The following is a 20,983-nucleotide window of genomic DNA, read 5'->3' on the forward strand; positions in this document are numbered from 1 at the left end:
AGGCCTCGAGCTCTGCCATGCGCCGCTCGAGCAGAGCGATCGCCGCCATGGCGCGCTGAAGTCGGGTATCATCGGGCTTTGTCATAACTCACCACTTCAAAATTTCGTCGAGCTTACTGTCGATGTCCTGCATGGTCAGCGGGAGCGGGACATCCTCTTCTTGGCGGCTACCATTCTCGTCGTGGCTACCGTTCGTTCGGGCGAGCTTCGGCTCGGCGAGCTGGAGGAGCCGCTGGAGCACACCAGCTTGCTGCATCTGGCTCGCGGAGACCCGCTTGAGCACCCATTTCAACATTCCGTTCGGGTCCTCGGGAGGGCCGTCCTCCTGGGGGGAGAGGGCCGGGAGCAGGCGGCTGTCCAGCAGCCTCGCGATGGCCCGCGGCGTCGGGTAGTCAAAGACCAGTGTCGCCGGCAAGGACATCTCGGTCCGGGCGGTGAGGCGGTTGCGCAGCGCCACCGCCATCAGCGAGTCGAGCCCCAGGTCCTTCAGCACCTGGTCTGCCGCAACAGCCTCGCTGCTCGGCAGCCCGATCGCCGCGGCGACCTCGATCCGAACCAGCTCGACGAGCGAATTCATGCGCTCCGCCTCCGGCAGCACCGAGAGGCGCTCGCGGAGCGCAGACGCCTCTTTCTTCGTCGCGGAGGACGCCTTGCGCAGGCCCGGGCGCAGCAGGGACCTGAACAACGCCGGCAGCTCGCCGCTGGCCTCCAGCCCCCGCTGCAGCTGCGCAACATCGAGGTGCAAAGGCACCAGGGTCGCCTCGGAGCGCGAGAGCGCGGCGTCCAGCAGCGAAAGCCCTTCTCTCACGGACATCGGCACAAACCCGCTGCGCCGCATGCGCGACAGCTCGGCCTCGCCCAGGTGCGCTGTCATGCCCACGCCCGCTTGCGCCCAGAAGCCCCACGCCAGGCTCGTCGCCGCGAGCCCGCGGCTGCGGCGGTGCGCCGCGAGCGCGTCGAGGAAGCTGTTGGCCGCCGCGTAGTTGCTCTGGCCCGCCGTCCCAAATGTACCGGCCGCCGACGAGAACAGCACGAACGCCGAGAGGTCGAGCTCCAGCGTCAGCTCGTGCAGGTGCAGCGCCCCGTCCACCTTCGGCGCGAACACCCGTGAAATGCGCTCAGGCGTCTGCGACGACAGCACGCCGTCGTCGAGCACGCCGGCCAGGTGCAGCACCGCGGTCAGCGGGTGCGCGGCCTCGATTCCGGCCAGCACCCGCGCGACCTCCTCCCGCTCCGACACGTCACACGCCGCCACCGTCACGGTCTCGGCGCCGAGCTCCTCGAGCGATTGCACGAGCTCCCGGGCCCCGGGCGCCTCCAGCCCACGGCGCGACGTCAGCACAAGGTGCCGCACTCCGTGCTCGCGCACCAGATGCTCCGCAACGGCCTGACCCAGCTCGCCTGTTCCCCCGGTCACCAGCACGGTGCCTGCCGGGTCCAGCCCGCGAGCCGGCGTGAGCGTCTCCGCTGCCGCCTGCACGCGCACCAGGCGCGCGGCCAGCGCCGCGCCGCCGCGCAGCGCAAGCTCCGGCTCCGTCGCCATCGCCAGCGCGCGCGCCAGCAGCTCGCCGTCCACAGCCTCGGTCCCGACGTCGATCAGGCGCAGCCGGCGCTCGGGGTGCTCGTTGCGCGCCGTGCGAACAAGCCCCCACAGCGGCGCGTGCGCCAGGTCCTGGACACCGTCGCCCGGACCGGCACTGACCGCATCCCGCGTCACCCACACCAGCTCCACCCCCTCGAGCCGGGGCTCCGACAGCCACGCTTGCAGCAGCAACAGCGCCTGCCCCGTCGCCTCGTGCGACGCCGCCACTGTCGTTCGACCGGCATTTGCAGCAGTGGCATCGACAAGCACCCGCACAGGTAGTCGGGCGCCCTGCTCGATCAGCGCGAGCAGCGCGTGGAGGCCTGCAACCGCCTCCACCCCCAGGGCCTCGGCCAGTCGTCCTCCCCCCTCCGGCGCACCGAGCACCACCAGCGAGCCCGTCTCCGAGACGGACGCCGCGAGCTCCGCAGGCTGGAAGTCCACCCGGTACAGATGCTGGACACCAGCATGGATGGCTGTCCGCATCTGCTCCGCCGTCGCCCGGCGCAGATGCAAGGCGCCGACGCTCGCCACCAGCTGGCCGGTCGGGTCAGCGACGTGCAGCGAAGTGACCTCCTGCTGTGCGCCCTGTTCCTGGAGCTCCATCCGGACCCGGAGCTCGCTCGCGCCCATGGCGTGCAGCACCACATCCGACCAGGCGAACGGCAACAAGACGGCGTCTTGCTCTGCCATCTCCGGGAAGGCTGCGACCATCGTGTGCAGCGCGGCGTCCATCAGCGCCGGATGCACGCCATAGTCCTCGGCGCTGTCCCCCGCGGCCTTGGGCAACACCACGCGGCCGAACAACGTCGTGCCTCGACGCCACAGCTCCACGAGCCCCTGGAAGGCCGGGCCGTAGTGGAGTCCACGCACCTCCAGCCGCTCGTAGAAGCCGGAGAGATCCACCGCCTCGGCGCCGGGCACTGGCCACGTCGTCAGCTCATTGAGCTCGCCAGGGGTGCCGAGGGGCTCGTCGGTCAACACGCCCGTCGCGTGCTGCACCCAGGGGGCGTCTTCCGGCCCCTGCTCCGGCTGGCTGTACAGCCCGAACTCACGCCGGCCCGCGGCGTCGGGCGCCCCGACCGAGAGCTGCAATCGCACGGCCACGTCCTCGGCGAGCACCAGCGGCTCGGCCAAGACCATCTCCGACAGCGCTCCGCTGCCCGCTGTGCGCCCGGCCGCCAGCGCGAGCTCCAGCATCCCCGTGCCCGGGAACACCACGTTACCAAACACCGCATGGTCGCGGAGCCACGGCTGCTCACCCAGCGACAGCCGGCCTGTGAACAGATGGCCGTCGCCGTCGGCCAGCTTCGTCGCCGCTCCGAGCAGCGGATGTGCTGCTGCCTTGAGCCCCGCCGAGCCCACGTCGGTACGCGCCTTCGAGATATCCAGCCAGTAGCGCTGCCGCTGGAACGCGTAGGTCGGCAGCTCCACGGACCGGCCGCCACGGCCCGACAGCACCCGTGTCCAGTCCACCTCGTGCCCCTGCACGTGCAGTTGCCCCAGCGTCCTGTACAGCTGCGACACCCCACCTTCGTCGCGCTGCAGGCTCCCCACCACCACCCCTTGCGCCTCCGCGCACGCCGTCGTCAGCGGCATCGCCAGCACCGGGTGCGCGCTCACCTCCACGAACACCCCGTGGCCGTCCTCCAGCAGCTTCGCCAGCGCTCGGTCCAGCCGCACCGTCTGCCGAAGGTTGCGGCACCAGTACTCGCCGTCCAGCCCCTCGCCGCGCGACGCCTCTCCTGTCACCGTCGAGTAAAACGGGATCTCCGTCGCCTTCGGCCTGAGCGACGACAGCTTCGCCCCCAGCTCGGGCAGCAGCGCATCCATGTGCGCGCTGTGCGACGCGTAGTCGACATTGACCCTCCGGCAGAACACACCTTCTGCCGTCAGCTCCGCCATCAGCCCGTCCACTGCCTCCACGTCCCCCGACACCACCGTCGAGCTCGACGTGTTCACCGCCGCTATCGCCAGCGCGTCGCCGTACCGCTCGATGCGCTGCTGCACCTCCGAGACCGGACGCTCGACCAGCATCATCGCCCCCACCCCCGACTGCTGCCGCACCGCCTGGCTGCGCAGCGCCACGACCCGCGCTCCCTCCGCCAGCGACAGCGCTCCGCACACCACCGCCGCCGACACCTCGCCCTGGCTGTGGCCCACCACCGCCGCGGGCTCGACCCCCAGCGACCGCCACGCCGCGGCCAGACCCACGCACATCGCGAACAGTGCTGGCTGCACCACGTCCACCCGCTCCAGCGACGGCTGCTCCTCCCCGCCTTCTCCGCGCAGCACCGACAGCACCGACCAGCCCGTCCACGGCCGCAGCGCCGCGTCACACGCCTGCACCGCCTCCGCGAACGCCGCGCTCTGCTCCAGCAGCGCTCGGCCCATCCCCGGCCACTGGCTCCCCTGGCCGGGGAACACGAACACCACCTTGCCTCGCTCCCGCGCCTTGCCCACGGCCACCGCGCGGTGGCCGCGACCCTCTGACTGCGCGCGAAGACCCTCCACAGCTTCCGCAGCGCTCGCCGCATGCACCGACGCGCGTGCCTCGAAGTGCGTACGGTGCAGCGCTGCCGTGCGCACCACGTCCGCCCACCCCACCTCCGCGTGCTCTTCCAGCCACTTCGCCCAGCGCCCGGCCTGCGCATTCACCGCAGCCTCGTCTCGACCCGACAGCACCAGCGGCATCGCCGCAGGCGCCACCTCGGCCTTGACCTCGACGGGCTCACGCCGCGCCTCGCTGGGCGCTTCTTCGAGGATGATATGCGCGTTGGTCCCGCTGATGCCGAACGACGACACCCCGGCACGACGGACCCGGCCGTTCCGCCGCCACGGACGCGCCTCTTGAAGCAGCGACAGCCCGCTCCCCTCCCACGCGATGTGCAAGCTCGGCTGCTCCGCGTGCAGGGTCTTCGGCAGCACCTCGTGCTGCAGCGCCAGCACCATCTTGATCACGCCCGCCACACCCGCGGCCGCCTGCGCATGTCCCAGGTTCGACTTCGACGACCCCAGGTACAGAGGACGCTCGGGGCCACGCTTCGGGCCAAACACCTCCGCCAGCGCTCCGGCCTCGATCGGGTCTCCAAGGCTCGTGCCTGTCCCGTGCGCCTCCACCGCGTCGATGTCCTCGGGCGACAGACCACACGACGACAGCGCCTGCCGGATCACCCGCTGCTGGGCAGGGCCGTTCGGCGCCGTCAGACCCTGGCTGCGGCCGTCCTGGTTCACCGCCGAGCCACGGATCACCCCCAGCACTCGGTCGCCGTCGCGCTGCGCGTCAGACAGCCGCTTCAGCAACAGCATCCCGCACCCTTCGGACCAGATGACGCCGTCCGCCTGCGCCGAGAAGCTCTTGCACCGACCGTCTCGCGCAAGCCCTCGGGCACGACTGAACTCGACGAATCCCGCGGGCGTGGTCATCACCATCACCCCGCCGGTCAGGGCCAGATCACATTCGCCCTGGCGCAGCGCCGCGCACGCCAGGTGCAGCGACACAAGCGACGACGAGCACGCCGTGTCCACCGTGATCGCTGGGCCCTGAAGCCCCAGCACGTAAGCCACCCGGCCGGAAAGCACGCTCGCCGCGCTCCCCGTACCCTGGTACCCGTCCAGCGCGGCGAGGTCACCGCCGAGAAGAGCACCGTAGTCCGAGCCCATCCAGCCCAGGTATACCCCGGTGGCGCTCTCGTTCAGCATCGAGGGCCGCACGCCGGCTCGCTCCAGCGCCTCCCACGCCGTCTCCAGCACCAGCCGCTGCTGGGGATCCATCCCCTGCGCCTCGCGCGGCGAGATCCCGAAGAAGCCCGCGTCGAAGACATCGATATCCCGCAGGAATCCACCCTCGCGCACGTAGCTCTTGCCCACGACCTCCGGATCGGGGTCGTAAACAGAGAACGCGTCATAACGGGAGGGGAAGCGCTCGATCGCGTCCTTCCCTTCCGCCAGGAGACGCCAGTAGTCTTCCGGCGTCGCCACGCCCCCCGGCAGTCGGCACGCCATCGACACGATCGCGATCGCCTCGTCTTCCTTCGTCCGGCGACGCGCCCGCGCCTCCGTCACCTGCTGCTTCGAGAAAGCCTGTCTCAGGAGCAGCTCTGCAACGGCCCGCGGCGTCGGGTAGTCGAACACCAGCGTCGCCGGGAGGGGGATCTCGGCTCGGGCGCTGAGCCGACTGCGCAGCTCCACCGCCATCAACGAATCTAGCCCCAGGTCCTTCAGCACCTGATCTACCGCAACGGCCTCGCTGCGCGGCAGCCCGAGCACCGCGGCCACCTCGGCCCGAACCAGCTCGACGAGCGAGCTCAGGCGCTCCGCCTCCGGCAGCTCCGAGAGGCGCTCGCGGAGCGCCGAGGCTTCTTTCCTCGTGGCGGATGACGCCTTGCGCAGCCCAGGGCGCAGCAGCGCGCGAAGCAGCGCGGGCAGTTCGCCGCTGGCCTCCAGCCCCCGCTCCATCTGCGCAAGATCGAGGTGCACAGGCACCAGGCTCGCTTCGGGGCGCAGAAGCGCGGCGTCCAGCAGCGAAAGGCCCTCCTCGACCCGTATCGGCACAAGTCCGGCGCGCTGGATACGTGAGAGCTCCGCCCCGCCCAGGTGCGCTGTCATGCCCACGCCCGCTTGCGCCCAGAAGCCCCACGCCAGGCTCGTCGCCGCGAGCCCGCGGCTGCGGCGGTGCGCCGCGAGCGCGTCGAGGAAGCTGTTGGCCGCCGCGTAGTTGCTCTGGCCCGCCGTGCCAAACGTACCGGCCGCCGACGAGAACAGCACGAACGCCGAGAGGTCGAGCTCCAGCGTCAGCTCGTGCAGGTGCAGCGCCCCGTCCACCTTCGGCGCCAGCACCCGCGAGAGACGCTCGGGCGTCTGCGCGGTGACGACGCCATCGTCGAGCACGCCGGCCAGGTGCAGCACCGCGGTCAGCGGATGTGCGGCTTCGATGCCGGCCAGCACCCGCGCGACCTCCTCCCGCTTCGACACGTCACACGCCGCCACCGTCACGGTCTCGGCACCGAGCTTCTCCAGCTCCTGCACGAAGCCTCGGGCCCCGGGCGCCTCCAGCCCACGGCGCGACGTCACCACGAGGTGCCGCACCCCGTGCGCGCGCACCAGATGCTCCGCGACGGCCTGACCCAGCTCGCCTGTTCCTCCGGTCACCAGCACGGTGCCCGTCGGGTCCAGGCTGCGAGCCGGCGTGAGCGTCTCCGCTGCCGCCGGCACGCGCACGAGGCGCGCCGCCAGCGCAGCGCCGCCACGCAGCGCAAGCTCCGGCTCCGTCGCCGTCGCCAGCGCGCGCGCCAGCAGCCCGCCGTCCACCGTCCCGATCCCGACGTCGATCAGGCGCAGCCGGCGCTCGGGGTGCTCGCTTCGCGCCGTGCGAACAAGCCCCCACAGCGGCGCGTGCGCCAGGTCCTGGACACCGTCGCCCGGACCGGCGCTGACCGCATCCCGCGTCACCCACACCAGCTCCACCCCCTCGAGCCGGGGCTCCAACACCCACGCTTGCAGCAGCGACAGCGCCTGCCCCGTCGCCTCGTGCGACGATGTCACCATGTCCGAGCGCTGTGAGCTGCCAGCCGTCGTGTCGACCAGCACCCGCTCAGGCAATCGGGCTTCCTGCTCGATCCGCGCGAGCAATGCATCGAGGCCTGCAATCGCCTCCACACCCAGCGCTTCGTCCAGTCGCCCTCGCCCCTCGGGCGCGCAGAGCACCACCAGCGAGTCCGCCTTCGAGCCCGTCTCCACGAGGCTCACGGGCTGGAAGTCCACCCGATACAGATGCTGCGCCTCGGCACGCGGCGCTGCCCTCAGCTGCTCGGCCGTCGCCCGGCGCAGATGCAGGGCACCGACGCTCACCACCGGCTGGCCGGCGGCATCTGCGACGCTCAGCGAGGCGGCCGCCTGTGCCGAGTCTCCGGCTCCCGCGAGCTCCAGCCTCACCCGGAGCTCGCTCGCCCCCGTGGCGTGCAACACCACGTCCGACCAGGAGAAAGGCAGCAGCACGTCGTCCGGCGCTGAGTTCTCCGCAAACGCTGCGACCATCGTATGCAGCGCGGCGTCCATCAGCGCCGGATGCACCCCGTAGTCCTCGGCGCGGTCCGTCGCGTCTTCGGGCAACACCACCCGCCCGAAGAAGGTCGTGTCTCGACGCGACAGCTCCACGAGCCCCTGGAAGGCCGGGCCGTAGTGGAGTCCACGATCATGCAGCCGCTCGTAGAACCCGGAGAGGTCCACCGCCTCGGCGCCGGGCACTGGCCACGTCGTCAGCTCATCGAGCTCGCCGGAGGTGGCCAGGGTCTCGCCGGTCAACACGCCCGTCGCGTGCTGCACCCAGGGGGCGTCTTCCGGCCCCTGCTCCGGCTGGCTGTACAGCCCAAGCTCACGCCGGCCCGCGGCGTCGGGCGCGCCGACCGAGAGCTGCAATCGCACGGCCACGTCCTCGACGAGCATCAGCGGCTCGGCGATCGTGAGCTCCGACAGCGCCCCGCTGCCCACTGTGCGCCCAGCCGCCAGCGCGAGCTCCAGCATCCCCGTGCCCGGGAACACCACGTTACCAAACACCGCATGGTCGCGGAGCCACGGCTGCTCACCCAGCGACAGCCGGCCTGTGAACAGATGGCCGTCGCCGTCGGCCAGCTTCGTTGCCGCTCCGAGCAGCGGATGCCCCAACTCCCTCAAGCCCACCGAGCCCACGTCGGTACGCGCCTTCGGCGCTTCCAGCCAGTAGCGCTGCCGCTGGAACGCGTACGTCGGCAGCTCCACGGCACGACCGCCCTGACCGGACAGCACCCGCGTCCAGTCCACCTCGTGCCCCTGCACGTGCACCGTCGCAAGCGCCGTCACCAGCGCGCGCGCCTCGTCCTGCTCACGGCGCAGGCTCGTCACGAACGTCGCTTCCTCACCTTCCGGCAGGCAGCCCGCGCCCAGCGCGCACAGCACGCCATCCGGCCCGCACTCCACGTACGTGCTCATCCCCTCCGCCGCCAGTGTGCGCATCCCGTCGAGGAAGCGCACCGCCTCGCGCGCCTGCCTCACCCAGTACTCGGCCGACATCAGCGCTTCTTCGCCAGCCAGCTCGCCCGTCACGCTGCTCACCACCGCCAGCTGCGGCCGCGCGTACGTGCACTCCCGCGCCACCTTCCCGAACTCCTCCAGCATCCCGTCCATGTGCGCGCTGTGGAACGCGTGCGACACGCGCAGACGCCGCGTACGCCGGCCCTGCGCCTCCAACCGCCTCGCCACCGCGAGCACCGCGGCCTCGTCCCCGCTCAGCACCGTCTGCTCCGGCGCGTTGAGCCCGGCGATGCTCAGTCGACCCTGCGCCCCAACCTCCGACAGCGCCCCCTGCACCTCCTGCTCCGAGGCCTCCACCGACACCATCGCTCCCCCGACCTCGCACCCCTGCATCAGCCGACCGCGGGCGCACACAAGCTTCGCTGCGTCCGCGAGGCTCAGCACACCCGCCACGTGCGCCGCGCTCAGCTCTCCTATCGAGTGCCCCAGCAGCGCAGCCGGCTTCAGCCCCCACGACTCCCACTGACGGTACAGCGCCACTTCCAGCGCAAACAGCCCGGGCTGCGTGTACTCCGTCCGCTCCAGCAGCGCTCCTTCCTCGCTGCCCGCGGCCGCGAACACCACCTCCCGCAGACCACGCGCGAGATGCGCGTCCAGCGCCTCGCACACCTCGTCGAACGCCGTGCGGAACACGGGGTATACTTCGTAAAGTCTCTTCCCCATCCCGAGCCGCTGGCTGCCCTGCCCCGTGAACAGCACCGCCAGCTTCCCGCCTCGCTTCGCCCTCCCGCTCACCACCGCCGCATCCGACCGCCCCGACGACAGCGCGCGAAGACCCTCCACAGCTTCCGCAGCGCTCGCCGCATGCACCGACGCCCGCGACTCGAAGTGCGTCCGGTGCAGCGCTGCCGTGCGCACCACGTCCGCCCACCCCACCTCCGCGTGCCCTTCCAGCCACTTCGCCCAGCACCCCGCCTGCGCATTCACCGCGGCCTCGTCTCGACCCGACAGCACCAGCGGCAATAGCGCAGGCGCCGCCTCGGCCTCCACCTCGACGACCTCACGCCGCGCCTCCGCCGGCGCTTCTTCAAGGATGATATGCGCGTTGGTCCCGCTGATGCCGAACGACGACACCCCGGCACGGCGCGGGGGGCCCTCTGCGCGCCGAGGCCAGGGGGTCAGGCGATCGACCACCTGCACCGGCAGGTCCTCCCAGGGGATCCAGGGATTGCGCGGCGTGCTGTGCAGCGTCGCCGGCAGCGCCTCGTAACGGAACGCCGCCAGGATCTTGCACACCCCTGCGATGCCCGCGGCGGACTCGAGATGACCGATATTGCTCTTGACCGCGCCCAGCTGCAGCGGACGAGCCATATCCCGACCTCGCCCGTACACCGCGCCGAGCGCCTGCACCTCGATCGGGTCGCCCAGCGACGTGCCCGTACCGTGGCACTCCACCACATCGATGCTCGCCGGCTCCAGCCCCGCGTTCCGCAGCGCCGCGCGCACCACCTTCTGCTGCGCCGTGCCGTTCGGCGCCGTGATCCCGCTGCTCGCGCCGTCCTGATTGACCGCCGTGCCGCGCACCACACCCAGCACCCGCTTCCCCTGCTGCTGCGCCTCGGACAGCCGCATCAGCACCAGCACCCCGACTCCCTCGCCACGGCCATAACCGTCCGCCGCCTGCGAGAACGTCTTGCACCGCCCGTCCGGCGACACCGCGCGCGTGCGCGACAGCAGCACAAACCCCGCCGGGTTCGCCAGCACCTGCACACCTGCCGCCAGCGCCACCTCGCAGTCGCCCCGGCGCAGCGCGTCGCACGCCAGGTGCAGCGCTACCAGCGACGAGCTGCAGGCCGTGTCGGTCGACACCGCAGGGCCTTGCAGCCCGAGGTGGTAGGCCACCCGTCCCGCAGCAAAGCTCAGCGCCGTCCCCGTCAGCGCATACGCATCTTCGTTCGCGCTCTTTCCTCGGTAGCTCGCGTATTCGCTCGGCGCCACGCCCACGAACACTCCCGTGTCCGAGCCCTTCAGGTGCTCTGGACGCACCCCCGCGTCCTCCAGGGCGCTCCACGCCGTCTCCAGCAGCAGCCGGTGCTGCGGATCCATCGGCTCCGCCTCCCGCGGGCTTATCCCGAAGAACCCGGGGTCGAACGACGCCACGTCGTCGAGCAGCGACGCGCTCCGCACGTACGTCTTGCCATTCGCGTCGGGGTCAGGATCGTACAGCGCCTCGATGTCGAAGCGGTCGGCCGGGATCGGCCGCCGCGTATCCCGCTCTTCGACCAGCACCTGCCAGAAGCTCTCCAGGTCGCTCGCTCCGCCAGGCATGCGCAGGCCCACGCCCACGATCGCTATCGGCGTGCTCCACCCCTCTCCCCGGCTCACCTCGCGCACCACCGGCTCCGGCCGCGGCTGAGGTGTGAGCTGCTCCAGCAGCCAGCGCGCCACTTCGCTCTGCGTCGGATGATCGAAGCTCAGCGTGCTCGATACCGTCATGCCCGTGCGCTTCTGCAGCCGCTTCGACAGCTCCACCGCCATCAGCGAATCCAGCCCGAGGTCCACAAAGCCACGGTCCGGGTCAAGCCGGCTCGGGTCCGGCATGCCCAGCACCGCGGCCGTCTCGCTCGCCACCAGCTGACGAACCTGCTCGCGCCGCTCTGCCTCGCTCAGGCCCAGCAAGGTGTCTCTCAGCGCGGTCCCGCCTGCGGCCGGCTGCGGGCCGCGGCTCTCCTGCGCCCGCCGCGCCTCCTCGATCCCGTCCAGCAGCGGCCTCGGCCGCGCCGCGCTGAACGACGGCGCGAAGCGCGACCAGTCCACGTCCGCGATCGCCACCGACGTGCGCCCCAGCCGCAGCGCCATCTCCAGCCCGGCAAGCGCCTTGTCGGGCGACATCACCGCGACCCCGCGGCTCCGCAGCTGCGACTCGACCTCTCTGGTCACCATCCCTTCTCCCGCCCAGGGGCCCCAGTGCAGCACCGTCGCAGCCTGCCCTCGCGCGCGCCGGTACCGCGCGAGCGCGTCCAGCCCTGCGTTCGCTGCGCCGTACGCGCCCTGCGCCCCGGAGCCCCACAGCCCGGCGATGCTGCCATAGAGCACGAACGCATCCAGCTCCCGCTTCCCCAGCAGCTGATGCAGGTGCCACGCCCCCTTCACCTTCGCCGCGAGCTCCTGCCCGAGCTGCTCAGGCTCGAGCTCTCGCAGCGGAACACGGCGGCCTATCCCCGCGAGGTGCGCCACCGCCCTCAGCGGCGCTTCGTCCTGCTCCAGCTCCGCGAGCAGCGCCTCCAGCTGCGCCCGCTCCGACACGTCACACGCCGCCAGCGTCACCCGAATGCCCCGCGCCACAAGCTCGTCCCGCAGCTCGCTCGCCCCGGGCGCCGACGCGCCGCTGCGCGACGCCAGCACGAGGTGCTCTGCGCCACGCCCGGCCAGCCAGCGGGCAAGATGACCTCCGAGCCCGCCCACGCCTCCCGTGATGAGCACCGTGCCGCGCGGCTTCCAGCCCCCGCCCTCGCCCTCGCCCTCGCCGCGCACACGCACAATGCGCCTCACGAGGCGCCCGCCGCGCCGCACCGCCACCTGATCTTCGTTGTCCTCGGACACAAGCGTGGTCAGCACGTGCTGCATCACGCCCGCGTCCAGCTCCGCCGGCACGTCCAGCAGCCCGCCCCAGCGCTCGGGGTGCTCCAGCCCCACCGTCCGTCCCAGTCCCCACGTCAGCGCCTGCAACGGGTGCACCACCGCTTCGCTTGCCTCGGTGCTGACCGCTCCCTGCGTCAACAACCACAGCCGCGCGCCGATCCCGGCATCGCCGAGCGCCTGCACCACCGCCAGCGCCTGGTACAGACCGCGGGGCGCCTCCTCTTGCTCCAGCGCGCCTTCCTCGCCTGAGGCCGTGAGCGCGATGACGCCACGCAGCTCGCTCTTCTCCTTTCTCAGGCGCGCTTGCTCTCTCAGCCACGCTGCGAGCTGCGCTCGCTCCGCGGTCGCGATGTGCACGATCACCTCGGCCCCCGCGGCGTCGAGCGCACCACGCACCGCCTCCGCAAGCTCTCCGGCGAGCGGAGATGACACCACGAGCCAGGTGCCCCTCACATCCGGACTACCCGTCACAGGCGTCGGATGGCTCTGCCACGCTTCCTCGTACAGCCAGCTCGCCGCCGCCGCTTCTGCGTGCTTTCTCTGGCGCCACGCCGCGAGGTACGGCAGCAGCGGCCCGACGCTGGCGCGCACGTCGTCAGGCAGCTCCAGCAGCTCCGCAACGCCTTCGCCTTCCTGCACCGCGTTCCACAACGCACGCTCCGGCCACGAGACATTCACCTCCGCCGCCGTGCTCTTCGGCGCTTCCAGCCAGTAGCGCTGCCGCTGGAACGCGTACGTCGGCAGCTCCACGGCACGACCGCCCTGACCGGACAGCACCCGCGTCCAGTCCACCTCGTGCCCCTGCACGTGCACCGTCGCAAGCGCCGTCACCAGCGCGCGCGCCTCGTCCTGCTCACGGCGCAGGCTCGTCACGAACGTCGCTTCCTCACCTTCCGGCAGGCAGCCCGCGCCCAGCGCGCACAGCACGCCATCCGGCCCGCACTCCACGTACGTGCTCATCCCCTCCGCCGCCAGTGTGCGCATCCCGTCGAGGAAGCGCACCGCCTCGCGCGCCTGCCTCACCCAGTACTCGGCCGACATCAGCGCTTCTTCGCCAGCCAGCTCGCCCGTCACGCTGCTCACCACCGCCAGCTGCGGCCGCGCGTACGTGCACTCCCGCGCCACCTTCCCGAACTCCTCCAGCATCCCGTCCATGTGCGCGCTGTGGAACGCGTGCGACACGCGCAGACGCCGCGTACGCCGGCCCTGCGCCTCCAACCGCCTCGCCACCGCGAGCACCGCGGCCTCGTCCCCGCTCAGCACCGTCTGCTCCGGCGCGTTGAGCCCGGCGATGCTCAGTCGACCCTGCGCCCCAACCTCCGACAGCGCCCCCTGCACCTCCTGCTCCGAGGCCTCCACCGACACCATCGCTCCCCCGACCTCGCACCCCTGCATCAGCCGACCGCGGGCGCACACAAGCTTCGCTGCGTCCGCGAGGCTCAGCACACCCGCCACGTGCGCCGCGCTCAGCTCTCCTATCGAGTGCCCCAGCAGCGCAGCCGGCTTCAGCCCCCACGACTCCCACTGACGGTACAGCGCCACTTCCAGCGCAAACAGCCCGGGCTGCGTGTACTCCGTCCGCTCCAGCAGCGCTCCTTCCTCGCTGCCCGCGGCCGCGAACACCACCTCCCGCAGACCACGCGCGAGATGCGCGTCCAGCGCCTCGCACACCTCGTCGAACGCCGCGCGGAACACGGGGTATACTTCGTGAAGTCTCTTCCCCATCCCGAGCCGCTGGCTGCCCTGCCCCGTGAACAGCACCGCCAGCTTCCCGCCTCGCTTCGCCCTCCCGCTCACCACCGCCGCATCCGACCGCCCCGACGACAGCGCCCGAAGACCCTCCACTGCTTCCGCAGCGCTCGCCGCATGCACCGACGCCCGCGACTCGAAGTGCGTCCGGTGCAGCGCTGCCGTGCGCACCACGTCCGCCCACCCCACCTCCGCGTGCCCTTCCAGCCACTTCGCCCAGCGCCCCGCCTGCGCATTCACCGCGGCCTCGTCTCGACCCGACAGCACCAGCGGCAATAGCGCAGGCGCCGCCTCGGCCTCCACCTCGGCGACCTCACGCCGCGCCTCCGCCGGCGCTTCTTCAAGGATGATATGCGCGTTGGTCCCGCTGATGCCGAACGACGACACCCCGGCACGCCGGACCCGGCCGTTCCGCCGCCACGGACGCGCCTCTTGGAGCAGCGACAGCCCGCTCCCCTCCCACGCAACGTGCGGGCTCGGCTGCTCCGCGTGCAGCGTCCTCGGCAGCACCTCGTGCTGCAGCGCCAGCACCATCTTGATCACGCCCGCCACGCCGGCGGCCGCCTGCGCATGTCCGAAGTTCGACTTCGACGAACCCAGGTACAGCGGACGCTCGGGGCTACGCTTCGGGCCAAACACCTCTGCCAGCGCTCCGGCCTCGATCGGATCTCCGAGGCTCGTGCCCGTACCGTGCGCCTCCACCGCGTCGATGTCCTCGGGCGACAGACCACACGACGACAGCGCCTGCCGGATCACCCGCTGCTGGGCAGGGCCGTTCGGCGCCGTCAGGCCCTGGCTGCGGCCGTCCTGGTTCACCGCCGAGCCACGGATCACCCCCAGCACTCGGTCGCCGTCGCGCTGCGCATCAGACAGCCGCTTCAGCAACAGCATCCCGCACCCCTCGGCCCAGCCCGCGCCGTCCGCCTGCGCCGAGAAGCTCTTGCACCGGCCGTCTCGGGACATCCCCTTGAGACGGCTGAATTCCACAAACAGCGCGGGGGTGCTCATGACCGTGACCCCGCCGACCAGCGCCAGGTCGCACTCGCCCTGGCGCAGCGCCGTGCACGCCAGGTGCAGCGACACAAGCGACGACGAGCACGCCGTGTCCACCGTGATCGCAGGCCCCTGCAACCCGAGCACGTACGCCACACGGCCCGAGAGGATGCTCGCCGCGCTCCCGATGCCCCGGTACCCGTCCAGCGCCTTCAGATCGACGGTGTGAAGAGCACCGTAGTCCGAGCCCATCGAACCCAGGTACACTCCGGTGGCGCTCCCGCTCAGCGCCGAGGGGCGCACGCCGGCCCGCTCCAGCGCCTCCCACACCGTCTCCAGCACAAGCCGGTGCTGGGGGTCCATCGACTGCGCCTCGCGCGGCGATATCCCGAAGAAGTCCGCGTCGAACAGGTCGATGCCCCGTACAAACCCACCCTCGCGCGCGTAGCTCTTGCCCTCCGCCTCCGGATCGGGGTCGTAGACCGAAAGCCCGTCCCAGCGCGCTGGGAGGCCTTCGATCGCGTCCTTCCCCTCGGCCAGGAGACGCCAGTAGTCTTCCGGCGTCGCAACGCCTCCCGGCAACCGGCACGCCATCGACACGATCGCGATCGCCTCGTCTTTCCCCGCACGACGACGCCCCCGCGCCCGCGCTTCCTTCACCTGCAGCCCCGAGAACACCTGCTTCAGCAGCAGCCCTGCAATGGCCCACGGCGTCGGGTAGTCAAAGACCAGCGTCGCCGGCAAGGACGTCTCGGTACGGGACGTGAGGCGGTTGCGAAGCGCCACCGCCATCAGCGAGTCGAGCCCCAGATCTTTGAGCACCTGATCCGCTGCCACAGCCTCGCTGCGCGGAAGCCCTATCACGGCCGCAACCTCGCCCCGCACCAGCTCGACGAGCGCGTTCAGCCGCTCCACCTCCGGCAGCGCCGAGAGGCGCTCGCGGAGCGCCAAGGCGTCTCGCCTCGTTGCCGAGGACACCTTGCGCAAGCTGGGCCGCAACAGCGCCCGAAACAGCGCCGGCAGCTCGCCGCTGGCCTCCAGCCCACGCTGCAGCTGCGCGAGATCCAGGTGCACAGGGACCAGGCTCGCTTCAGGGCGCAAAAGCGCGGCGTCCAGCAGCGAGAGCCCCTCTTCCACCGGCATCGGCACGAACCCGTTGCGCCTCATGCGCGACAGCTCGGCCTCGCCCAGGTGCGCTGTCATCCCCACGCCCGCCTGTGTCCAGAAGCCCCACGCGAGGCTCGTCGCCGCGAGCCCGCGGCCGCGACGGTGCGCCGCGAGCGCGTCGAGGAACGTGTTCGCCGCCGCGTAGTTGCTCTGGCCCGCCGTGCCAAACGTACCGGCCACCGACGAGAACAGCACGAACGCCGCGAGATCGAGCTCCCGCGTCAGCTCGTGCAGGTGCAGCGCCCCGTCCACCTTCGGCGCCAGCACCCGCGAGAGGCGCTCGGCCGTCTGGGCGGCGAGGACGCCGTCGTCGAGCACGCCGGCCAGGTGCAGCACCGCGTTCAGCGGCCGCGCCGCGTCGATGCCGGCCAGCACACGCGCGACCTCCTCCCGCTTCGACACGTCGCACGCAGCCACCGTCACCGTCTCGGCGCCGAGCTCCTCGAGCGACCGCACAAGCTCGCGTGCCCCGGGCGCCTCCAGCCCGCGGCGCGACGTCAGCACAAGGTGCCGCACCCCGTGCGCGCGCACCAGGTGCGCCGCGACCGCCTGACCCAGCTCCCCTGTCCCGCCGGTCACCAGCACCGTGCTCGCGGGGTCCAGCCCGCGGGCTCCTCGGGTGAGCTCTTCCGCTGCCGCCTGCACGCGCACAAGGCGCGCGGCCAGCGCCGCGCCGCCGCGCAGCGAAAGCTCCGGCTCCGCCGTCATCACCAGCGCGCGCGCCAGCAGCTCGCCGTCCACAGGCTCGGTCCCGACATCGATCAAGCGCAGCCGGCGCTCGGGGTGCTCGCTTCGCGCCGTGCGAACAAGCCCCCACAGCGGCGCGTGCGCCAGGTCCTGGACACCGTCGCCCGGAGCGGCGCTGACCGCATCCCGCGTCACCCACACCAGCTCCACCCCCTCGATCCGGGGCTCCGACAGCCATGCTTGCAGCAGCGACAGCGCCTCTCGTGTCGCCTCGTGCGACGCCTCCGCCTCGCCCGACTGGCTGAGAGAGGCAGCAGTGACATCGACCACCACCCACGCAGGCGCGCTCGCGCCCTGCTCGAGGCGCGCAACCAATGCATCGAGATCGGCAATCGCCTCCGCCCCCAGGGCTTCGGCGAGCCTCCCGCGTCCCTCCGCTGCACCGAGGACCACCAGCGAGCCCGCCTCCAGGGGGGCCGCCGTGAGCTCCACAGGTTGGAAGCTCACCCGGTACATATGCTGGATTCCAGAGTGAATCGCTGTCCACAGCTGCTCGGCCGTCGCCCGGCGCAGATGCAGAGCGCCGATCTCCGCCACCGGCTGCCCCGCGGAGTCTGCGACTTGCAGCGAAGCGGTGTCCTGGTGTGCGCCTCGGTCCTGGATCTCCACCCGGACCCGAAGCTCGCTCGCCCCCGTCGCGTGCAGCGCCACGTCCGACCAGGCAAACGGCACGAGCACCTCGTTCGCCCCTGGGCTCTCGGAGAGGGCCGCGACCATCGTGTGGAGCGCGGCGTCCATCAACGCCGGGTGCACCCCATACGCGTCCGCGCTGTCCTTCTCGGTCCCCGGCAGCACCACCCGACCGAAGTAGGTTGTGCCTTGGCGCCACAGCTCCACGAGCCCTTGAAACGCCGGGCCGTAGTGGAGCCCGCGCTCACGCAGCCGCTCGTAAAGCCCGGACAGGTCCACCGCCTCCGCGCCCGGCACAGGCCACGTCGACAGCTCGTCGAGCTCGTCAGGAACGCCGGGGGTCTCGTCCGTCAACACCCCCGTGGCGTGCTGCACCCACGGGGCGTCCTCCGGGGCCTGCTCGGGCTGGCTGTACAGCCCGACCTCGCGCCGGCCCGCCGCGTCCGGCATTCCGATCATCACCTGCAGCCGCGCCGCGCCCTCCTCGGCCAGCACCAGCGGCTCGGCGAGCGTGAGCTCCGACAGCGACCGGCTGCCCACCGCGCGCCCCACCGCCAGCGCCAGCTCCAGCATGCCCGTGCCCGGAAACACCACCTTGCCAAACACCTTATGATCCCGGAGCCACGCATGCTCCGCCAGCGACAGCCGCCCTGTGAACAGGTGCCCCTCGCCGTCGGCCAGCTTCATCGCGGCGCCGAGCAGCGGATGGCCGGCCGCCTTCAGGCCCGCCGAGCTCACGTCACCGCGCCCCCTCGGCGCCTCCAGCCAGTAGCGCTGCCGCTGAAACGCGTACGTCGGCAGCTCCACGGGCCGGCCGCCACGGCCCGACAGCACCCGCGACCAGTCCACCTCGTGCCCCTGCACGTGCAGCTGCCCCAGCGTCCTGTACAGCTGCGACACCCCACCTTCGTCGCGCTGCAGGCTCCCCACCACCACGCCCTGCGCCTCCGCGCACGCCGTCGTCAGCGGCATCGCCAGCACCGGGTGCGCGCTCACCTCCACGAACACCCCGTGGCCGTCCTCCAGCAGCTTCGCCAGCGCTCGGTCCAGCCGCACCGTCTGCCGAAGGTTGCGGCACCAGTACTCGCCGTCCAGCCCCTCGCCGCGCGACACCTCTCCTGTCACCGTCGAGTAAAACGGGATCTCCGTCGCCTTCGGCCTGAGCGACGACAGCTTCGCCCCCAGCTCGGGCAGCAGCGCATCCATGTGCGCGCTGTGCGACGCGTAGTCGACATTGACCTTCCGGCAGAACACACCTTCTGCCGTCAGCTCCGCCATCAGCCCGTCCACCGCCTCCACGTCCCCCGACATCACCGTCGAGCTCGACGTGTTCACCGCCGCTATCGCCAGCGCGTCGCCGTACCGCTCGATGCGCTGCTGCACCTCCGACACCGGCCGCTCGACCAGCATCATCGCCCCTGACCCCGACCGCTGCCGCACCGCCTGGCTGCGCAGCGCCACGACCCGCGCTCCCTCCGCCAGCGACAGCGCTCCGCACACCACCGCCGCCGACACCTCGCCCTGGCTGTGGCCCACCACCGCCGCAGGCTCGACCCCCAGCGAACGCCACGCCGCGGCCAGGCCCACGCACATCGCGAACAGCGCTGGCTGCACCACGTCCACCCGCTCCAGCGACGGCTGCTCCTCCCCGCCTTCTCCGCGCAGCACCGACAGCACAGACCAGCCCGTCCACGGCCGCAGCGCCTCATCGCACGCCTGCACCGCCTCCGCGAACGCCGCGCTCTGCTCCAGCAGCGCCCGGCCCATCCCCGGCCACTGGCTCCCCTGGCCGGGGAACACGAACACCACCTTGCCTCGCGCGCGCGCCGTGCCCACCGACGCCGCCCGGTGGCCGCGCCCCTGCGACAGCGCCCTCAGCCCCTCCACCGCCTCCGATACGCTCCCCGCCTGCACCGACGCGCGCGAGGCGAAGTGCATCCGGTGCAGCGCCGCCGTCCTCACCACGTCCGACCAACGCACCTCCCCGTGCTCGCCGAGCCATGTCGCCCAGCGCTCCGCCTGCGCCGCCACCGAGGCCTCGTCTCGCCCCGACAGCACCAGCGGCATCGCAACACCCTCTGCCGCCGCCGCCGCCGCCGGCTCGCGCACCGCCTCCAACGGCGCCTCTTCGAGGATGACATGCGCGTTCGTCCCGCTGATGCCGAACGACGACACGCCCGCGCGGCGCGCCCGGCCGTTACGCGGCCACCGACGCGCCTCTTGCAGCAACGACAGCCCGCTCCCCTCCCACGCGATGTGCGGGCTCGGCTGCTCCGCGTGCAGCGTCCTCGGCAGCACCTCGTGCTGCATCGACAGCACCATCTTGATCACACCCGCCACGCCCGCCGCAGGCCCCGCATGCCCCAGGTTCGATTTCGACGAGCCCAGGTAAAGCGGACGCTCGGTGCTGCGCCCAGGCCCGAACACCTCCGCGAGCGCTCCGGCCTCGATCGGATCTCCCAGGGTCGTGCCCGTCCCATGCGCCTCCACCACGTCGATGTCCCCGGGCGACAGCCGGCACGACGAGAGCGCCTGCTGGATCACCCGCTGCTGCGAGGGGCCGTTCGGCGCCGTCAGACCCTGGCTGCGACCGTCCTGGTTCACCGCTGACCCACGGACCACCGCCAGCACACGGTCCCCGTCGCGCTGCGCGTCCGAGAGCCGCTTCAGCACCAGGATCCCGCATCCCTCGGACCAGATGACGCCGTCCGCTCGCGCAGAGAAGCTCTTGCAGCGACCGTCCCGTGCAAGGCCCTTGAGGCGGCTGAACTCCACGAATCCCGCAGGCGTGGTCATCACGATCACCCCGCCGGTCAAGGCCAGATCGCACTCGCCCTGACGCAGCGCCGTGCACGCCAGGTGCAGCGACACAAGCGACGACGAGCACGCCGTGTCCACCGTGATCGCTGGGCCCTGCAGTCCGAGCACATAAGCCACACGGCCTGAGAGCACGCTCGCCGCGCTCCCGGTGCCCCGGTACCCGTCCAGCGCCTCCAGGTCGCCGCCGTGAAGAGCACCGTAGTCCGAGCCCATCCAGCCCAGGTACACCCCGGTGGCGCTCTCGCTCAGCGCCGACGGGGGCACGCCGGCCCGCTCCAAGGCCTCCCACGCCGTCTCCAGCACAAGCCGCTGCTGGGGGTCCATCGCCTGCGCCTCGCGCGGCGATATCCCGAAGAATCCCGCATCGAACAGGTCGATGTCCCGCAGGAATCCCCCCTCGCGCACGTAGGTCTTGCCCACCGCCTCCGGATCGGGGTCGTAGACCGAAAGCGCATCCCAGCGCGCAGGGAAGACCTCGATCGCGTCTTTCCCTTCCTCCAGGAGACGCCAGTAGTCTTCCGGCGTCGCGACGCCCCCCGGCAACCGGCACGCCATCGACACAATGGCGATGGGCCCTGAACGGAGCTCTGAGTGGCTGGCCTGCAGCCGCTGCAACTCTTTCAATGCACGGGTCAACGCCTCACG

Annotated in this window: 1 pseudogene; it reads right to left on the bottom strand. The window is 71.7% G+C overall.

Going from position 1 to position 20,983, the window contains the following annotated elements:
- Positions 1 to 88 precede the first annotated feature (88 nt).
- Positions 89 to 20,911: pseudogene (locus WMF17_RS21525) on the bottom strand (type I polyketide synthase); the annotation flags it as partial.
- Positions 20,912 to 20,983 lie beyond the last annotated feature (72 nt).

The sequence above is a fragment of the Sorangium sp. So ce362 genome (genome assembly GCF_051519845.1).
Taxonomy (GTDB): domain Bacteria; phylum Myxococcota_A; class Polyangia; order Polyangiales; family Polyangiaceae; genus Sorangium.